The organism is Brevundimonas sp. DC300-4 (assembly GCF_049897365.1).
Taxonomy (GTDB): domain Bacteria; phylum Pseudomonadota; class Alphaproteobacteria; order Caulobacterales; family Caulobacteraceae; genus Brevundimonas.
The window spans coordinates 25,916-40,589 of the sequence record NZ_JAFCWC010000002.1; the positions used below are offsets into that span (position 1 = coordinate 25,916).

16 protein-coding genes are annotated in these 14,674 nt (G+C 67.1%); 11 read left to right on the plus strand and 5 right to left on the minus strand.

Going from position 1 to position 14,674, the window contains the following annotated elements; all coding sequences use genetic code 11:
* Window positions 1-4 precede the first annotated feature (4 nt).
* The 4 genes from tldD to ACP7AZ_RS03570 form a co-directional block, all read right to left on the minus strand.
* Window positions 5-1,435, minus strand: a complete 1,431-nt coding sequence (tldD, locus tag ACP7AZ_RS03555; protein ID WP_426036127.1) for a metalloprotease TldD — start codon at window positions 1,433-1,435, stop codon at window positions 5-7.
* Between the two features lie 175 nt (window positions 1,436-1,610).
* The gene (locus ACP7AZ_RS03560) at window positions 1,611-2,486 is read right to left on the minus strand and encodes a GIN domain-containing protein (protein ID WP_426036129.1); all 876 of its coding nucleotides are present in this window, start codon (window positions 2,484-2,486) and stop codon (window positions 1,611-1,613) included.
* Window positions 2,483-3,073: a DUF1700 domain-containing protein gene (locus ACP7AZ_RS03565; RefSeq protein ID WP_426036131.1), complete on the minus strand. Its 591-nt coding sequence runs from the start codon at window positions 3,071-3,073 to the stop codon at window positions 2,483-2,485. The genes ACP7AZ_RS03560 and ACP7AZ_RS03565 overlap by 4 nt, the downstream gene beginning before the upstream one ends.
* Complete coding sequence (locus ACP7AZ_RS03570; RefSeq protein WP_425991817.1) at window positions 3,070-3,429, minus strand: PadR family transcriptional regulator; 360 nt, start codon at window positions 3,427-3,429, stop codon at window positions 3,070-3,072. Before ACP7AZ_RS03570 ends, ACP7AZ_RS03565 begins: the two co-directional genes overlap by 4 nt.
* A 266-nt stretch (window positions 3,430-3,695) precedes the next feature.
* Here ACP7AZ_RS03570 and coxB point away from each other — a divergent pair, with 266 nt between their 5' ends.
* The 11 genes from coxB to ACP7AZ_RS03625 all read left to right on the plus strand — a co-directional run bounded on the left by coxB (window position 3,696) and on the right by ACP7AZ_RS03625 (window position 14,068).
* Window positions 3,696-4,700 carry a cytochrome c oxidase subunit II gene (gene coxB, locus ACP7AZ_RS03575; RefSeq protein WP_426036133.1) on the plus strand — a complete coding sequence of 335 codons (1,005 nt, stop codon included), beginning with the start codon at window positions 3,696-3,698 and terminating at the stop codon, window positions 4,698-4,700.
* Between the two features lie 19 nt (window positions 4,701-4,719).
* Window positions 4,720-6,399, plus strand: a complete 1,680-nt coding sequence (gene ctaD, locus ACP7AZ_RS03580) for a cytochrome c oxidase subunit I (protein ID WP_426036135.1) — start codon at window positions 4,720-4,722, stop codon at window positions 6,397-6,399.
* A gap of 64 nt (window positions 6,400-6,463) precedes the next feature.
* Complete coding sequence (gene cyoE / locus ACP7AZ_RS03585) at window positions 6,464-7,438, plus strand: heme o synthase (RefSeq protein ID WP_426036137.1); 975 nt, start codon at window positions 6,464-6,466, stop codon at window positions 7,436-7,438.
* Between the two features lie 4 nt (window positions 7,439-7,442).
* Window positions 7,443-7,649, plus strand: a complete 207-nt coding sequence (locus ACP7AZ_RS03590; protein ID WP_426036139.1) for a hypothetical protein — start codon at window positions 7,443-7,445, stop codon at window positions 7,647-7,649.
* Window positions 7,649-8,227, plus strand: a complete 579-nt coding sequence (locus ACP7AZ_RS03595; protein WP_426036141.1) for a cytochrome c oxidase assembly protein — start codon at window positions 7,649-7,651, stop codon at window positions 8,225-8,227. The genes ACP7AZ_RS03590 and ACP7AZ_RS03595 overlap by 1 nt, the downstream gene beginning before the upstream one ends.
* A gap of 59 nt (window positions 8,228-8,286) precedes the next feature.
* Window positions 8,287-9,159: a cytochrome c oxidase subunit 3 gene (locus tag ACP7AZ_RS03600; protein ID WP_426036143.1), complete on the plus strand. Its 873-nt coding sequence runs from the start codon at window positions 8,287-8,289 to the stop codon at window positions 9,157-9,159.
* An 8-nt stretch (window positions 9,160-9,167) separates the two neighbouring features.
* Window positions 9,168-9,563 carry a DUF983 domain-containing protein gene (locus tag ACP7AZ_RS03605; protein WP_426036145.1) on the plus strand — a complete coding sequence of 132 codons (396 nt, stop codon included), beginning with the start codon at window positions 9,168-9,170 and terminating at the stop codon, window positions 9,561-9,563.
* 211 nt (window positions 9,564-9,774) lie between these two features.
* Complete coding sequence (locus tag ACP7AZ_RS03610) at window positions 9,775-10,386, plus strand: SURF1 family protein (RefSeq protein WP_426036147.1); 612 nt, start codon at window positions 9,775-9,777, stop codon at window positions 10,384-10,386.
* Between the two features lie 50 nt (window positions 10,387-10,436).
* Window positions 10,437-11,648, plus strand: coding sequence for a M16 family metallopeptidase (locus ACP7AZ_RS03615; protein ID WP_426036149.1), 1,212 nt, complete (start codon window positions 10,437-10,439; stop codon window positions 11,646-11,648).
* 148 nt (window positions 11,649-11,796) lie between these two features.
* A complete protein-coding gene (locus ACP7AZ_RS03620) occupies window positions 11,797-12,384 on the plus strand; it encodes a GNAT family N-acetyltransferase (protein WP_426036151.1) in 588 nt (195 codons plus the stop codon).
* 37 nt (window positions 12,385-12,421) lie between these two features.
* Window positions 12,422-14,068, plus strand: a complete 1,647-nt coding sequence (locus tag ACP7AZ_RS03625) for a putative bifunctional diguanylate cyclase/phosphodiesterase (RefSeq protein ID WP_426036153.1) — start codon at window positions 12,422-12,424, stop codon at window positions 14,066-14,068.
* On the opposite strand, the gene ACP7AZ_RS03630 is transcribed toward ACP7AZ_RS03625, so the two are convergent.
* Window positions 14,065-14,634: a YqgE/AlgH family protein gene (locus ACP7AZ_RS03630; RefSeq protein WP_426036155.1), complete on the minus strand. Its 570-nt coding sequence runs from the start codon at window positions 14,632-14,634 to the stop codon at window positions 14,065-14,067. The genes ACP7AZ_RS03625 and ACP7AZ_RS03630 overlap by 4 nt on opposite strands.
* Window positions 14,635-14,674 lie beyond the last annotated feature (40 nt).

Genomic DNA, 14,674 nt, shown 5'->3' on the forward strand with positions numbered 1-14,674 from the left:
CGTCTCAGACCGCCGTGCCACCGACGGTCAGGCCGCCGATCTTGAGCGAGGGCTGGCCGATGCCGACCGGCACCCCCTGGCCTGCCTTGCCGCAGACGCCGACGCCGGGGTCGAAGGCGAAGTCGTCGCCGATCATCGAGACATTGGTCAGGGCTGTTGCGCCGTCGCCGATCAGGGTCGCGCCGCGCACGGGGGCGGTGATCTTCCCGTCTTCGATCAGATAGGCCTCGGTGCACTGGAAGACGAACTTGCCGTTGGTGATGTCGACCTGGCCGCCGCCGAAGTTGGCGGCATAGAGGCCGCGTTTGGTCGAGGCGATCATGTCGGCCTGCTTATCCTTGCCGCCCTCCATGAAGGTGTTGGTCATGCGCGGCATGGGCTGGTGGGCAAACGATTGGCGCCGGCCGTTGCCGGTGGCGCGCTGGCCCAGCTGACGCGCCGACAGACGGTCGTTCATCAGCCCGACCATGATGCCGTCCTCGATCAGCACAGTGCGCGAGGTCGGGGTGCCTTCGTCATCGACGCTGAGTGATCCTCGACGGCCCGCGATGGAGCCGTCATCGACGATGGTGACGCCGGGGGCGGCGACGCGCTGGCCCATCATGCCGGAGAAGACCGACGAGCCCTTGCGGTGGAAATCACCCTCGAAGCCGTGGCCGATCGCCTCGTGCAGCAGGACGCCGGGCCAGCCGGCGGCGAGAACGACATCCATCTCTCCGGCCGGGCAGTCGACGGCCTCGAGATTGACCAGGGCGCCGCGCAGGGCCTCATCCACCTGGGCCTGCCAGCGGTCGGGCGTGATCCAGTTTTCGAAGCCGGCGCGGCCGCCCGCGCCGTTGGACATGGTCTCGCGCCGGCCGTCCTTCTCCACCGTGATGGAGACGTTCAGCCGCACGAGCGGGCGCACGTCGCGCACGGTCAGGGCGTCGGCCCGCAGGATCTCGATGGCGCGACGCTCGCCGACGATCGAGGCCGAGACCTGGACGACGCGCGGGTCGCGAGCGCGGGCCCAGGCGTCGATCTCCTGCAGCAGGGCGATCTTGGCGGAGAAGGCGGGCGAGGCGAGGGGATCGACCGCGTCGTAGAGCTTCTGGTTGGTGGCGCGGGGCCCCTCGGCGGAGACGCCGGCATGGCCGGACTTGGCCAGCGCCGCCGAATCAGCGGCGCGTCGGAGGGCGGCCGAGCTGATCTCGTTGGCGTGGGCGTAGCCGGCGGTCTCACCAGCGACGACGCGCAGGCCGAAGCCCTCGGTGGCGTCATAGGCGGCGGCCTTCAGGCGGCCGTCGTCGAAGACGAGCGATTCGGACTCGGAGCGTTCGAGGAACAGTTCGCCGTCGTCGGCGCCGTGCAGCGCCCCCCGGAGGATCGACAGGGCTTCGTCAGGATCGACGCCCGAAGTTTCGAGCAGAGGCGGCGGGGGGATGTGGACGGTCATCTCATATAGGTAGGCGCTGGGGCGTCGGACGCCAATCCTCCCCCGTCGGGGGAGCCATCGACCACGAGGTGATGGAGGGGGCCGGCTTCAGACACCGGGTCTGTGGCGGGCCCCCTCCGTTACGGCGCTGAAGAAGCGCCGCGCCACCTCCCCCGACGGGGGAGGATTTTGGCGATCAGGGCGCGGGAACCGTGGTGCTGGTGCTGACCGAGACGCCGGGGCCTTGGGCGATCTGACGTCTGGTCGTGACGGTGGTCTCTTCCGAAACGCTGGCGTAGTCCACCTCGCCGGAGCCCGAGACCTGCTGGTTGACCGTCGCGGGCCGGGTATTCAGTTGCACGTCGCCGGAACCGGCGATGGAGATGTCGGCCCGGCCGGTCGGGGCGACGACGGCGTCCCCCGATCCGGCGATGGCGACATTGGCGTCGATGGCTGCGAGCGCTCCGAGATCGGCGTCGCCGGAGCCGGAGATGTCGACTTCCAGGGCCCGGGTGCGGCCCATCGCCGTAACCTCTCCCGAACCGGAGATGTCGATCGCCAGCGTATCCTGGTCGTAGTCGCGGAGCATCAGGTTGGCCGAACCCTCCAGGTTGAACGTGTTGATGTTCGGCGCGGTGACGACGATCTTCACCGCTTCCGACTGAACCCAGATACCCCGACCATGTTCGCGGCGGCCGAAGACGACCGTCTCGTGGTTGGGGCCGTCACGATCCGCCCAGCTCAGGCGGCCATCGACCAGCCGGACCCGCTCGACCAGCTGGGCGGGGCCGGTGATGGTGACCCCCGGCGTGGCGCCCTGGACGTAGTCGACGTCGGCGGACAGGTCGACGGTCAGGGTCTGGCCGCCGGTCCATTCCAGGGTCCGGGTCACATCCGGACCGCGCGTGCCGTCGTCGCGTTCGAAGGAAACGGTGTCGCCATCCTTGTCGTGGAAGGTCCACTCCCAGCCGTGGCGAGCCATGTCGCGGCCCCCGAGTGCAAAGGCGCCGCCGAGGGAAGCCGTGGCCAGGACGAGACCGGCGGCGGCGATGATGAGAAGGGTACGGATCATGCGGGGTCTCCCGTGACAGCGTTGGCTTGGGGCTCAAGCGCAGGCTTGAGCAGGCGGTAGTGCAGGCGGGCGAACCAGACGATGCCGTTGACCAGCCAGATGGTGAGGATGGCCAGCAAGGCCCCGGACGAGGCGGCCCCGGCCATCAGGCCCAGACCCGCCAGCAGTGCTGCGGCGACGCCACCCGGGAACCCGGCGAACGGTCCCGCAACCATGATGGCGCCACCTGAAACGAACAGCGCGATCACAGCGATGAACATGCCGAACAGAGTGCCGATCACGCCCATCAGGATGGGCAGCAGGATCAGGATGTCGATGGCGCCCAGGCCGAGCACCGCGAAGACGGCGGCGGCGGCGGCGGAGGGGTTCTTCTCCTGATGCCAGCGCTGGGCGCCGGCCTCGGCGCGGAGTTCACGAGCGAGGCGGGCCGGATCACCGAGCGCGGTCGCCACCTCGGCCTCCGAGCGGCCGGCGGCTATGCCGTCGACGAAATGCGTCTCGTAGTCCGCGACGATCTCGGCGGCCACGGACATCGGCAGGCCGACGAGGCCCTGCCTCAGGCGACTGAGGAATTCGGTTTGTGTCATGCTGCTTCTCCCGGAGCAGGAGCCACGGGTGCTTCGTCGTTGGCGACGATCGCATCCACGGCGCGAGTGAAATGGGTCCATTCGGCGGACTGGGCGACCAGCGCGTCGCGCCCGGCCGGGCTGAGCCGATAGTATTTGCGTGACGGCCCCGACGATGATTCGACCAGATAGGTCTCCACCAGCCCGTCGGTCTGCATGCGGCGCATGAGCGGGTAGATGGTGCCTTCGCCCATGTCGATCGCATCCGACAGGCGGCTGGCGATCTCGTAGGCATAGCTGTCGGCGCGGGCAAGGAGGGCCAGGACACAAAGTCCGAGCACTCCCTTTTTCAACTGGATCTCTATGGTTTCGGGCATGTCCGAACACCTCCTTTGATTTCCACAGGCTATCGCAAGGTATCTTGCGGCGCAAGGTAGCTGTTCAAACATGGCAGCGATTTAAGAATCCTGCTCCGCAGCGCCGCCGCGACGAAATCGCGCCTGCGACGCCCAATCGCTTGGCAACCGCGAACCGGGGCGATATGGACCGGCCCTTAAACGCCGCGTCTCCAGAGAGCCCGGCCAAGTATATGCGAGTGGATCGCAAATACTTGATGCAGATGACTTTGATGAGGATTTCTCGCATGGGACTGGGCACTCGAGCCCTGAGCAAGGCCGGTGGCATTCTGGCCTCCGCATCGCTCGCCGTCTTCTTCGCCACCCCGACGTGGGCGCAGGACCTGATGGGCCAGCCGACGCCGGGCGGCATCGGCCTGCAGCCGGCCGCGTCGCCGCTGAAGCATCAGGCGCATATCTTCCACGACGCCATCCTGATGCCGATCATCACCGCGATCTGCGTGCTGGTGCTGGGCCTGATCATCTGGATCGCCATCCGCTACAACGAGAAGGCCAATCCGGTTCCGGCGAAGTGGAGCCACAACACCCTGATCGAGATCATCTGGACGGTCCTGCCCGTCATGATCCTGGTCGGCATCTCGCTGTTCTCGTTCCGCCTGTTGTTCGCCTATCACGACATGCCGACGCCGGACCTGACGGTGAAAGCCACGGGCAACCAGTGGAACTGGGCCTATGAGTACCCGGACCAAGGCATCGCCGAATACATCTCGGCCATGCTTCCGGAAGACGAGGCCCGCGCCCAGAACGTCCCGTACCGCCTGGCCGCCAGCGAGCCGATCGTGGTGCCGGTCGGCAAGACCGTGCGCGTGCTGGTGACAGCCGCCGACGTGATCCACGCCTTCGCCCTGCCGGCCTTCGGCCTGAAGACCGACGCCGTCCCCGGCCGGGTCAACGAGACCTGGTTTCGCGCCGAGCGTACGGGCGTCTTCTACGGCCAGTGCTCGGAACTTTGCGGCGTTGACCACGCCTTCATGCCGATCCAGATCAATGTCGTGACGGAGGCCGAGTTCGCGGCATGGGTCGCCTCCAAGGGCGGCTCGATGACCCCGGCCACGGCCGCTGAAGCGCCGGGCGGCACCGCTGCCCAGGTCGCGATCGGCACGACCGACGCGGCCGCTCCCGTCGCCGGCGCGATCCCGACCGCCCAGACTGCAACCACGCCGACGGCTCCCGCCGCCGGAACCGCTTCCGCTGCGACGGCCCCCGCCGCCGCGGCCCCGGCCGCCCAGTAACCGCGAGCCAGAGACCGAAATGGCCACCGACATCACCGCTGACACGCATTCCAATCCGGGCCACGATGCCCATGCGGAGCATGACCACAAGCCGGGCTTCTTCACCCGCTGGTTCCTGTCCACCAATCACAAGGACATCGGCACCCTCTACCTGCTGTTCGCCATCATGGCGGGCCTGGTCGGCGGTTTCCTGTCCGGCCTGATTCGGCTGGAACTGGCCGCACCTGGCATCCAGTATTTCGTCGAAGGCGGCCTGATCGAGCAGCTGGGCATCGTTGAAGCCTCCAAGCATGGCTACAACGTCACCGTGACGGCCCACGCCCTGATCATGATCTTCTTCATGGTCATGCCCGCCATGATCGGCGGCTTCGGCAACTGGTTCGTTCCGATCATGATCGGCGCGCCGGACATGGCCTTCCCGCGCATGAACAACATCTCCTTCTGGCTGCTGGTTGCGGCCTGGGTGCTGCTGTGCCTGTCGATGTTCGTCGACGGCGGCCCGGGCAAGGGCTTCGGCGGCGGCTGGACCATCTATCCGCCGCTCTCGACCGTCGGCCACACCGGCCCGGCCATGGATCTGGCGATCTTCTCCCTGCACGTCGCGGGCGCCTCGTCGATCCTCGGCGCGATCAACTTCATCACGACCATCTTCAACATGCGCGCGCCGGGCATGACCCTGCACCGGATGCCCCTGTTCGCCTGGTCGGTGCTGGTCACCGCCTTCCTGCTGCTGCTGTCGCTGCCCGTGCTGGCCGGCGCCATCACCATGCTGCTGACAGACCGGAACTTCGGCACCCACTTCTTCGATCCGGCGGGCGGCGGCGATCCAGTGATGTTCCAGCACCTGTTCTGGTTCTTCGGTCACCCCGAGGTCTACATCCTGATCCTGCCAGGCTTCGGCATCATCTCGCACATCGTCTCGACCTTCTCGAAGAAGCCCGTGTTCGGCTACCTCGCCATGGCCTACGCCATGGTCGCCATCGGCTTCGTCGGATTCATCGTGTGGGCCCACCACATGTACACGGTCGGCATGAGCGTGAACCTGCGCGCCTATTTCATCGCCGCGACCATGATCATCGCGGTGCCGACGGGGGTGAAGATCTTCAGCTGGATTGCCACGATGTGGGGCGGTTCGGTCAGCTTCAAGACCCCCATGCTGTGGGCCATCGGATTCATCTTCCTGTTCACCGTCGGCGGCGTGACCGGCGTGGTCCTGTCCAATGCGGGCATCGATTACAGCCTGCATGACACCTATTACGTGGTGGCCCACTTCCACTATGTGCTGTCGCTGGGCGCCGTGTTCGCGATCTTCGCGGGCTTCTACTACTGGTTCGAGAAGATGTTCGGCGTGAAATACAACGAATATCTGGGTGCGACGCACTTCTGGATCATGTTCATCGGCGTGAACATCGTCTTCTTCCCGCAACACTTCCTGGGTCTTCAGGGCATGCCGCGCCGCTACGTCGACTATCCGGAAGCCTTTACCCTCTGGAACCAGGTCTCCTCGGTCGGCTATGCGATCACGGTTGTCGGCGTGCTGGTCTTCCTGATCATGCTGGTCGAGGCCGCCGTTCGTCGTCGTCCGGGTGTCGCCAACCCCTGGGGTGAAGGCGCCACGACCCTGGAGTGGACCCTGTCCTCGCCGCCGCCGCACCACCAGTTCAACGAACTGCCGGTGGTGAAGGGCGACAGCCACTAACCCCTCCCGTCCGTGTTAGGATGAGGGCCGCCTTCCGACCCCGGGAGGCGGCCCCTCTCATTTGATGACTCAAGCCCCAGCCCCCATCCAGGTCCACGTCCCGTCGACAACCCAGCCGGAAGACTTCTTCCAGCTGCTGAAGCCGCGCGTGATGTCGCTGGTGGTGTTCACCGCCGCAACCGGCCTGGTCGTCGCGCCGGGTTCGATCAACCCGCTGGTCGCCGCCATCGCCATCCTGTGCATCGCCATCGGCGCGGGCGCGGCGGGCGCGCTGAACATGGCTATCGAGGGCGAGACCGACGCCTTGATGCGTCGCACGCGAGGGCGTCCCGTCGCTGCGGGGAGACTGAAGCGCAACGACGCCGTCGCCTTCGGCATCGTCCTTTCGGTCTTTTCGGTCATGCTCCTGGGCATGAACACCAACTGGTTCGCGGCCGGTCTGCTGGCCATGACCATCGTTTATTACGCCGTATTCTACACGATGATGTTGAAGCGCCGGACGCCGCAGAACATCGTCATCGGAGGGGCGGCGGGCGCCTTCCCGCCCGTGATCGGCTGGGCCGCCGCGACCGGATCGGCGCCGTGGCAGGCGTGGCTGCTGTTCCTGATCATCTTCCTGTGGACCCCGCCGCACAGTTGGGCCCTCGCCCTCTATTCGGCCGGCGACTACGCCAAGGCGGGCATCCCGATGATGCCGGTAGCGCGGGGCGCCAAATCGACCCGGCTGCAGATCCTGATCTACAGCATGATCTTCGTGCCGGTCGCGATCGCGCCGGGCTTCGTCGGCATGGGCGGGATGATCTACAAGGTCGTCTCGATCGTCGGCGGCCTGGCCTTCCTCGCCCTGGCCGCCCGCCTGTGGCGCTCCCGGGCCGGGGACGCGCCAGACAAGGCCGAGGCCGTGGGGCGAGAGGCCGCATTGTATGATGTCCGCGCCGAGGCCAAACCGGCACGGAACCTGTTCGCCTTCTCGATCCTGTATCTGATGGCGCTGTTCGCGGCCCTTCTGGTCGAGAGCTTCGTCGTTCCCGGAACCTGAGCCCATGCCCGTCTATCTGACGTCTGAACAACTCGCGGCCCGCAACAAGCGCAGTCTGTGGATCGCTGTGGGGCTGGTCGCCTTCATCGTGCTGATCTTCACCACGACCTTCATGCGGATGCAGGCGAACATGACGGCCCGTACGGCCCAGGACCGCGCATTGGCGTCCGCGCCTGCACAGGCTGCGTCGATGGCGGAGGCCTCCAACTGATGGCCGCGCCCCGATCCGCAAAACTGATCGCCCTGCTGTGCGCCGGGGTGGTCGTGACCATGACCGGCGCCGCTTTCGCGGCGGTGCCGCTGTACCGCATGTTCTGCCAGGTCACCGGCTTCAACGGCACGACGATGAAGGCGGACAAGGCTCCGACGGAGACGCTGGACCGGGAAGTCACCATCCGCTTCGACACCAATGTCCGGGGCCTACCCATGGTCTTCAAGGCTGAACAGGTCACTCAGCGGGTGAAGATCGGTGAGACCGGCATCGCGTATTTCGACGTCACCAACACTTCGGACAAGCCGATCCTGGCCCGGGCCAGCTACAATGTCGTGCCTGAGCAGACCGGAGCCTATTTCCAGAAGCTGCAATGCTTCTGCTTCGACGATCAGACGATCGCGGCGGGCGAGACCCGCAAGTTCCCGATGCAGTATTTCATCGCGCCAGAGATGGTCGATGACCGCGAGGTTGCGGGCGTCAACGAGATCACCCTGAGCTACACCTTCTATCCCGTGCAGGACGATCAGGGGGCTCCTAATCAGAACGCCTCCCGCGGGGGCACTGGCGCGGGCTGAACGCCGACGCTATAGCCCGTTCGAACTTCTCCTCTCTCGCCGATTCAGAGACACGACGCATGGCCAACGCCGCTCCACACCACGACTATCACCTGGTCGATCCCAGCCCCTATCCGCTGGTCGCCTCGATCTCGACGACCGTCATGATGGTCGGCGCCGTGGCCTGGATGAAGGGCCTCTTCGGCCTGCCGGAAGGCACGTCGTGGCTGTTCTTCGCCGGTCTGGCCGGCGTGCTCTACTCGGCCTTTGGCTGGTGGTCGGACGTGATCAAGGAAAGCCGCCGCGGCGATCACACCCCGGTCGTCTCGATCGGCCTGCGCTACGGCATGGTGCTGTTCATCGCGTCGGAGATCATGTTCTTCGCCGCCTTCTTCTGGATGTTCTTCGAGATGGCGGTCTTCAACGAAGCCCGCGCCCACATCCCGGAAATCTCCAACTGGGCCGATACCGCTGCCGCCTGGTCGACCTGGCCGCCAAAGGGCGTCGAGGTTCTGGATCCGTGGCAGCTGCCGCTGTTGAATACCGTCATCCTGCTGCTGTCCGGCACGACCGTCACCTGGGCGCACCACGCCCTCCAGGTCGGAGACCGCAACGGCGCCAAGATGGGCCTGATCATCACCGTGGTCCTGGGCGCGCTGTTCACCGCGGTTCAGGTCTACGAATACCAGCACATCATCCACGAGAACCTGTTCTTCAACGCGGAAGCCGCCAACTCGGGCCTGTACGGTTCGATCTTCTTTATGGCCACGGGCTTCCACGGCTTCCACGTCCTGCTCGGCACCATCTTCCTGGCCGTCTGCCTGCTGCGCCTGCTGGCCGGCCAGATGACGCCTCAGAAGCATTTCGGCTTCGAGGCCGCCGCCTGGTACTGGCATTTCGTGGACGTGGTCTGGCTGTTCCTGTTCGCCTTCGTCTATGTGACGTTCGGCTAGGGACGGCGTTGGACAGCGGTCCACTCCAACCTGACACTCCTGCGCCGGCGCGGATCGACCCGATCCGCGCCGGTTTGCTTTGCCGCTGCCCGAACTGCTGCAAGGGGCCGTTGTTCTCGGGCTTCCTGAAGGTAGTCGAGCGCTGCGCGGTCTGCGGCTTCGACTTCACCCGGCTGAACACCGGCGACGGGGCCGCCATTTTTATCATGCAGATCGCCGGCGGCCTGGTGGTGTTCGCGGCGCTGTTCGTCCAGATCGCCTATGATCCGCCGATCTGGGCCATGCTGGTCGTCGCCCTGCCACTGGTCGTGGGGCTGTCGCTGGGACTGATGCGGCCGGGCAAGGGGGTGATGATCGCCCTGCAGATGCGCCACCGGGCGGGACAGACGCGCAACAATGACTGAGCAAGATCCACAATCCTCCCCCATGGGGGGAGGAGGCCAACCCCGGACGCCGAACGTGGAGCGGCCGCCCTCCGTCCCTCCGCTTCGCTCCGAGCCGCCTCCCCCGACGGCGGAGGATCTGGTTCGTGCGCGGTTCCCCGTCCTGCTGACCGCGTTCATCGCTGCGTGCGTGCTCGTACTGTGCGGGCTCGGGACCTGGCAGGTGCAGCGGATGCATTGGAAGGAACAGCTGATCGCGCAGGCCGAGGCGGCGGCCCGACTGCCGCCCGCGCCATTGCCCGAGGTTCTGACCGCCGCCGATCCGGAGTTCCGCAAGGCTTTGGTCGTGTGTCGCGGCCTGCCGACCGCGGCCTATGTTGAGTTGCAGTCGATCCACGACGGCCAGCCCGGCAGCCGGCTGATCTCGGCCTGCGTGCCCGAGGGGATGACCCAGACCTTCCTCGTCGATCGGGGCTTCGTGGCCGACAGCATCTCGGCGCGGCCCCGTGTGCTGGCCTCGACCTTGCCTCTGGCCATGGCGGTGGAGCTGCGACGTTCGCCTCCGCCCGGAGCGATGACGCCGGCGCCGTCGCAGGGGCGGTTCTACGGCCGCGACAACGTCGCCATCGCCACGCAGCTCAGGGCCGCCGCGCCGTCCGAGTTCACCCTGTTCGCCCTGGCATCGCCCAATCCAGAGATCGGGGCGTTGGTCGCTTCGGCCCCCCCCGCGGCCTTCTCGAACAGCCACCTGGGATACGCCCTGACCTGGTACGGGCTGGCGCTGGCCCTCATGGGTTTCTATGTGGCCGTGCTCGTCCGACGCTACCGAAAGCCCATCCCCTGACCGCTTCTATTCATACCTTGTCCAACGGCGTCCGCGTCGTTTGTGATCCCATGCCCGGCCTGCGCACCCTGGCCCTGACCGTTGCGGTCAAGGGCGGGGCACGGTGGGAGAGCGAGAGCCGCTCCGGTTGGTCGCACCTGCTCGAACACCTCGTATTCAAGGGCGCCGGCGACATGGGCGCGCGCGACATCGTCGAACGGATCGAAGCCGAGGGCGGCTCGATCAACGCCGCCACCGGCTATGAGCGGACCAGTTTCGAGATCCGGGCGCTCGACGGATCGCTGGGGCTGGCGATGCAGGTGCTGTCGGACCTGGTATTCCGCCCCACGCTCGACGCCGCCGAGATCGAGCGCGAGAAGGACGTCGTCGCGCAAGAGATCGCCGAGGCCTTCGACACGCCCGACGACCATGTCTTCGAAATGGCCCAGACCAAGGCCTTCTCGGGCCAGCCGCTGGGCCGCCCGATTCTCGGCTCGATCGCCAGCCTGAAGCCGGTCGATCGCACGACCATCAGCGACTGGCGCGCGCGGCTCTATTCGCCCGACCGGATGGTGGTGGCGGTGTCCGGCGCGGTGGACGAGGTCGAGCTGCTGGCCCTGGCCGAGCGCTGGTTCGCCAACGCTGTGGCCCAGCCCGCAGATGCGCCGGAACCCGCGACCTTCGTCGGCGGCACGGCGGCCCTGTCGCGCAAGATCGAACAGGCCAATCTGGTGTTCCAGCTTCCGTCGCTGGCGACGGGCGATACGGGCATTCCGGCGCTGCGGCTGTTCACAGAGATCCTCGGCGGGGGGATGGCGTCCCGCCTGTTCCAGAGCGCGCGCGAGGAGCGGGGACTGGCGTACGCCATCGACGCCTATCAGGAACCCTATGAGGACGGCGGGGTGCTGGGGATCTATGCGGGCGCGGCGGCGGACCGGGCGGTGGAGCTGGCGCAGGTCTGCGCCGACGAGATCCGCGACCTGACGCTGAAGGGGCCGACCGACGCCGAACTGTCGCGCGCCAAGGCGGTGCTGAAGGGCGGGCTATGGATGTCGGACGAGAGCCCGGCCAGCCGCGCGGGGCGCAACGCCGCCCAGACCCTGATGTTCGGCGCGCCGGTGCCGTCGGACGACACGGCCGCCCGGATGGAGGCGGCGACGGTCGCGGACTTGAAGGCCGTCGGCGAGCGGATACTCGCCTCGGGCAAGGCCTCGACGGCGGTGCTGGGGCCCAAGCTGGCGGTGCCGGCGGGGCGGGCGTTTGTTGAGAGAGTTTCCCACTAACTCCGCTCATCCCCGCGAAAGCGGGGACCCAGCTCTTTGGGCGAACTGACCCCACCGGACATAACCGACCCTCACTCCAACGCACCGCACCTCACGAAAGCACTGGGTCCCCGCTTTCGCGGGGATGAGCGGAAGGTTAGGGTGGGCCATGGCCCTGCTGGACTGGATGACGGATGCGACCGGTCCCGTGGTCGAGGGCGCGGGCGTGCTGCTGCGGCCGCCGCGCACGGGCGATTATTCGGCCTGGGCCGACCTCCGGGAGCATTCGCGGGACTACCTGCAACCGTGGGAGCCGTCCTGGCCCGACGACGACCTGACCCGGGCTGCCTATCGGCGCAGACTGGGCGTCTATGCGCGCGAGATGGAGCTGGGCCACGCCTGGCCGTTCTTCGTCTTCGATCTGTCCGGGCGGACCCTGATGGGGGCCATCACACTGTCGAACGTGCGGCGCGGCGTCGCAGAGACCGGCACCCTCGGCTATTGGGTCGGGGAACCGTTCGCCGGGCTTGGCGTGGCGACCGCCGCCGTGCGAGCCATGACAGGGTTCGCGTTCCGCTCGGTGCGCCTGCATCGGCTGGAGGCGTCCTGCCTGCCGGCCAACATGGCGTCACGCCGGGTTCTGGAAAAAGCCGGGTTCCTGAAGGAGGGCGAGGCGCGGGCTTATCTTAAAATTAACGGCGCATGGGCAGATCATATCCTGTTCGGCCTCGTAGCGGACGACGTCGCTGTGTCCTGAAGGAATGCCTGCACCCGTGACCCCGCGACCCCGTACCATGACCTGGGACGCGACCACGGCCATCGAGGCGCTGGCCGCCGCTGATTCCGCCCTGTGGATATGGACCCCGAGCGAAGATCAGATCCGTTTCACCGGCGCGACCCGTTCGCTGGGACTGGGCCCGTTGGCGCCGGAATGTTCGGGCGCCGCCTTCATCGCCCTCGCCCTGCCCCAGGACCGGTCACTGGCCGAACGGGTGCTGAAACCCGCCGCCGAAGGGACCGAAGTCGCCTTGCGTCTGCGCATGCGTGGAGCCGAGACCTGTCTGTGGCGTGGCGTCTGGCTTGAGGATGGCCTCCGCGCCGCCGGCATGGTGGCGCTGGAAACCAAGATCGCGGGCGCTGACAAGGATGTCCTGACCGGCCTGCTGGACCGCCGCAGCTTCCTCAATCGCGCCGCCGAGACCCTGACCGCGCCGGGCGAATACGACATGGTCGTCGCCGATATCGACCGCCTGCGCCGCCTCAACGAGGCCTTGGGCCACGAGCGCACAGACATGGTGATCTCCGCGCTTGGATCGCGCATGGCCGCCGCCTTCTCGTTCGACGCCAATCCGGCACGGATCGGCGAGGACGAATTCGCCGTGCTGGTGCCGCGCGGGGTCGGCAACGCCGCCGATCGGCTCAGGGATGCGCTGGAACAGCCGCTCCGCGTCGCGGGCTTCGACATCTATCCGACCGTCTCGATCGGTTCGGTGACCTTCGAGGGTGGGCCGGACGCGCCGGACGCCGCAGAGCTTTTGCGCCGGGTTGAACTGGCTGTCGGCGCCGCCAAGAAGGCCGGACGCGGCGGGGCCGCCGCCTATGGACGGGCGATGGAGAGCGACAGCCTCAGTCGCCTGGCGCTTGAGGCCGACCTGCGCAACGCCTTCGTGCGAGGGGAGATCGAACCCTTCTTCCAGCCGATCGTGAACCTGAACACCGGCGCGGTGGCCGGGTTCGAGGCCTTGGCCCGATGGCGTCACCCCAAGCGCGGTCTGGTGCCGCCGGACGAGTTCCTGGGCCTGACCGACGAGATGGGCCTGATGAACGATCTGGGCCTGATGATGATGACCCAGTCGGCGCGCCAACTGGCGGAGTGGCTGAAGCGCCATCCCTCGGCCGGCAAGCTGTTCTGCAGCGTCAACCTGTCGGTCGGTGAGATCGAGCGGCCGAACCTGGTCGAGGATGTCGCGCGCGTAATCCAGGAAACCGGCCTGCCCTGGGGCGCGCTGAAGCTGGAGGTCACCGAGGGCGACATCATGCGGGACACGGCCTCGGCCGCGATCATCCTGCAGAAGCTCAAGGATGTGGGCGCGTCGCTTGCGCTCGACGACTTCGGCACGGGCTTCTCGTCGCTGTCCTATCTGGCGCGGTTGCCGTTCGATACGCTGAAGATCGACCGCTATTTCGTGCTGACGATGGATAAGGACGAGGGTTCGGCGAAGATCGTCAAGTCGGTCGTCAACCTGGGTCGCGACCTGAACCTGGAGGTCGTGGCCGAGGGGGTGGAGAACGCCGGGCTGGCGGCCCTGCTGCTCGACGCCAGCTGCCACTACGGCCAGGGCTTCGGCTATGCGCCCGCCCTGCCGGCGCAGGAGGCCGAGGTCTATCTCAACGAAAGTCTTTCCGACGGCGTCGCGCCGCTGAAGGCGCGATCGGGTTAGGCCCGGCCGGACTGTCCCGACAGCATCGCCGCATCGACGCCGAGGCCGGCCAGAGCCCGCGCCCACTTCGTGTCGAAATCCGTATCGAACAGCAGGTCGAGGTCGGCGTCGGCCGTCAGCCAGACGTTCTCGCCCAGTTCCTCCTCCAGTTGGCCGTCGCCCCATCCGGCATAGCCGAGCAGCAGGGTTGAACGGCGCGGGCCGGTAAGGGGGTCGGTCATGGCCGCGAGCGCCTCGCGCGTGCCGGTCAGGGCAAGGCCCGCGCCGAAGGGTGTCGAGGTGTCGTCGATCATCCAGTCGTCGGTGTGGAGCACGAAGCCGCGCTCGCGCTCGACCGGGCCGCCGACCATGACGGGGCGACCCCTCGACGCGTCGGGGGCGTTGACTGACAGTTTGGTCAGGACGGCCTTCAGGTCGACGCCGGGGGCCGGGCGATCGACGCGCACGCCCATCGCATGGTCGGGCCCGTGTGCGCAGACCAGGATCACCGCATGCTCGAAACGGGGGTCGCCGATGCCGGGCATGGCCACCAGCAGCCGGCCCGCGAGGGATTGGAAGTCGTCCATGACTGAATGATCGGTGCGCGGGGGGCGTTACGCAAGGCGA

Excerpts from the sequence above, each read along its gene's own strand:
- ACP7AZ_RS03610 (WP_426036147.1), top strand. The coding sequence starts at position 9,775 with ATGCATTGGAAGGAACAGCTGATCGCGCAGGCCGAGGCGGCGGCCCGA.
- tldD (WP_426036127.1), bottom strand. The coding sequence starts at position 1,435 with ATGACCGTCCACATCCCCCCGCCGCCTCTGCTCGAAACTTCGGGCGTC.
- ctaD (WP_426036135.1), top strand. The coding sequence starts at position 4,720 with ATGGCCACCGACATCACCGCTGACACGCATTCCAATCCGGGCCACGAT.
- ACP7AZ_RS03565 (WP_426036131.1), bottom strand. The coding sequence starts at position 3,073 with ATGACACAAACCGAATTCCTCAGTCGCCTGAGGCAGGGCCTCGTCGGC.
- ACP7AZ_RS03620 (WP_426036151.1), top strand. The coding sequence starts at position 11,797 with ATGGCCCTGCTGGACTGGATGACGGATGCGACCGGTCCCGTGGTCGAG.
- ACP7AZ_RS03560 (WP_426036129.1), bottom strand. The coding sequence starts at position 2,486 with ATGATCCGTACCCTTCTCATCATCGCCGCCGCCGGTCTCGTCCTGGCC.
- ACP7AZ_RS03615 (WP_426036149.1), top strand. The coding sequence starts at position 10,437 with ATGCCCGGCCTGCGCACCCTGGCCCTGACCGTTGCGGTCAAGGGCGGG.
- cyoE (WP_426036137.1), top strand. The coding sequence starts at position 6,464 with ATGACTCAAGCCCCAGCCCCCATCCAGGTCCACGTCCCGTCGACAACC.
- ACP7AZ_RS03625 (WP_426036153.1), top strand. The coding sequence starts at position 12,422 with ATGACCTGGGACGCGACCACGGCCATCGAGGCGCTGGCCGCCGCTGAT.
- ACP7AZ_RS03630 (WP_426036155.1), bottom strand. The coding sequence starts at position 14,634 with ATGGACGACTTCCAATCCCTCGCGGGCCGGCTGCTGGTGGCCATGCCC.
- ACP7AZ_RS03595 (WP_426036141.1), top strand. The coding sequence starts at position 7,649 with ATGGCCGCGCCCCGATCCGCAAAACTGATCGCCCTGCTGTGCGCCGGG.
- coxB (WP_426036133.1), top strand. The coding sequence starts at position 3,696 with ATGGGACTGGGCACTCGAGCCCTGAGCAAGGCCGGTGGCATTCTGGCC.
- ACP7AZ_RS03600 (WP_426036143.1), top strand. The coding sequence starts at position 8,287 with ATGGCCAACGCCGCTCCACACCACGACTATCACCTGGTCGATCCCAGC.
- ACP7AZ_RS03590 (WP_426036139.1), top strand. The coding sequence starts at position 7,443 with ATGCCCGTCTATCTGACGTCTGAACAACTCGCGGCCCGCAACAAGCGC.
- ACP7AZ_RS03570 (WP_425991817.1), bottom strand. The coding sequence starts at position 3,429 with ATGCCCGAAACCATAGAGATCCAGTTGAAAAAGGGAGTGCTCGGACTT.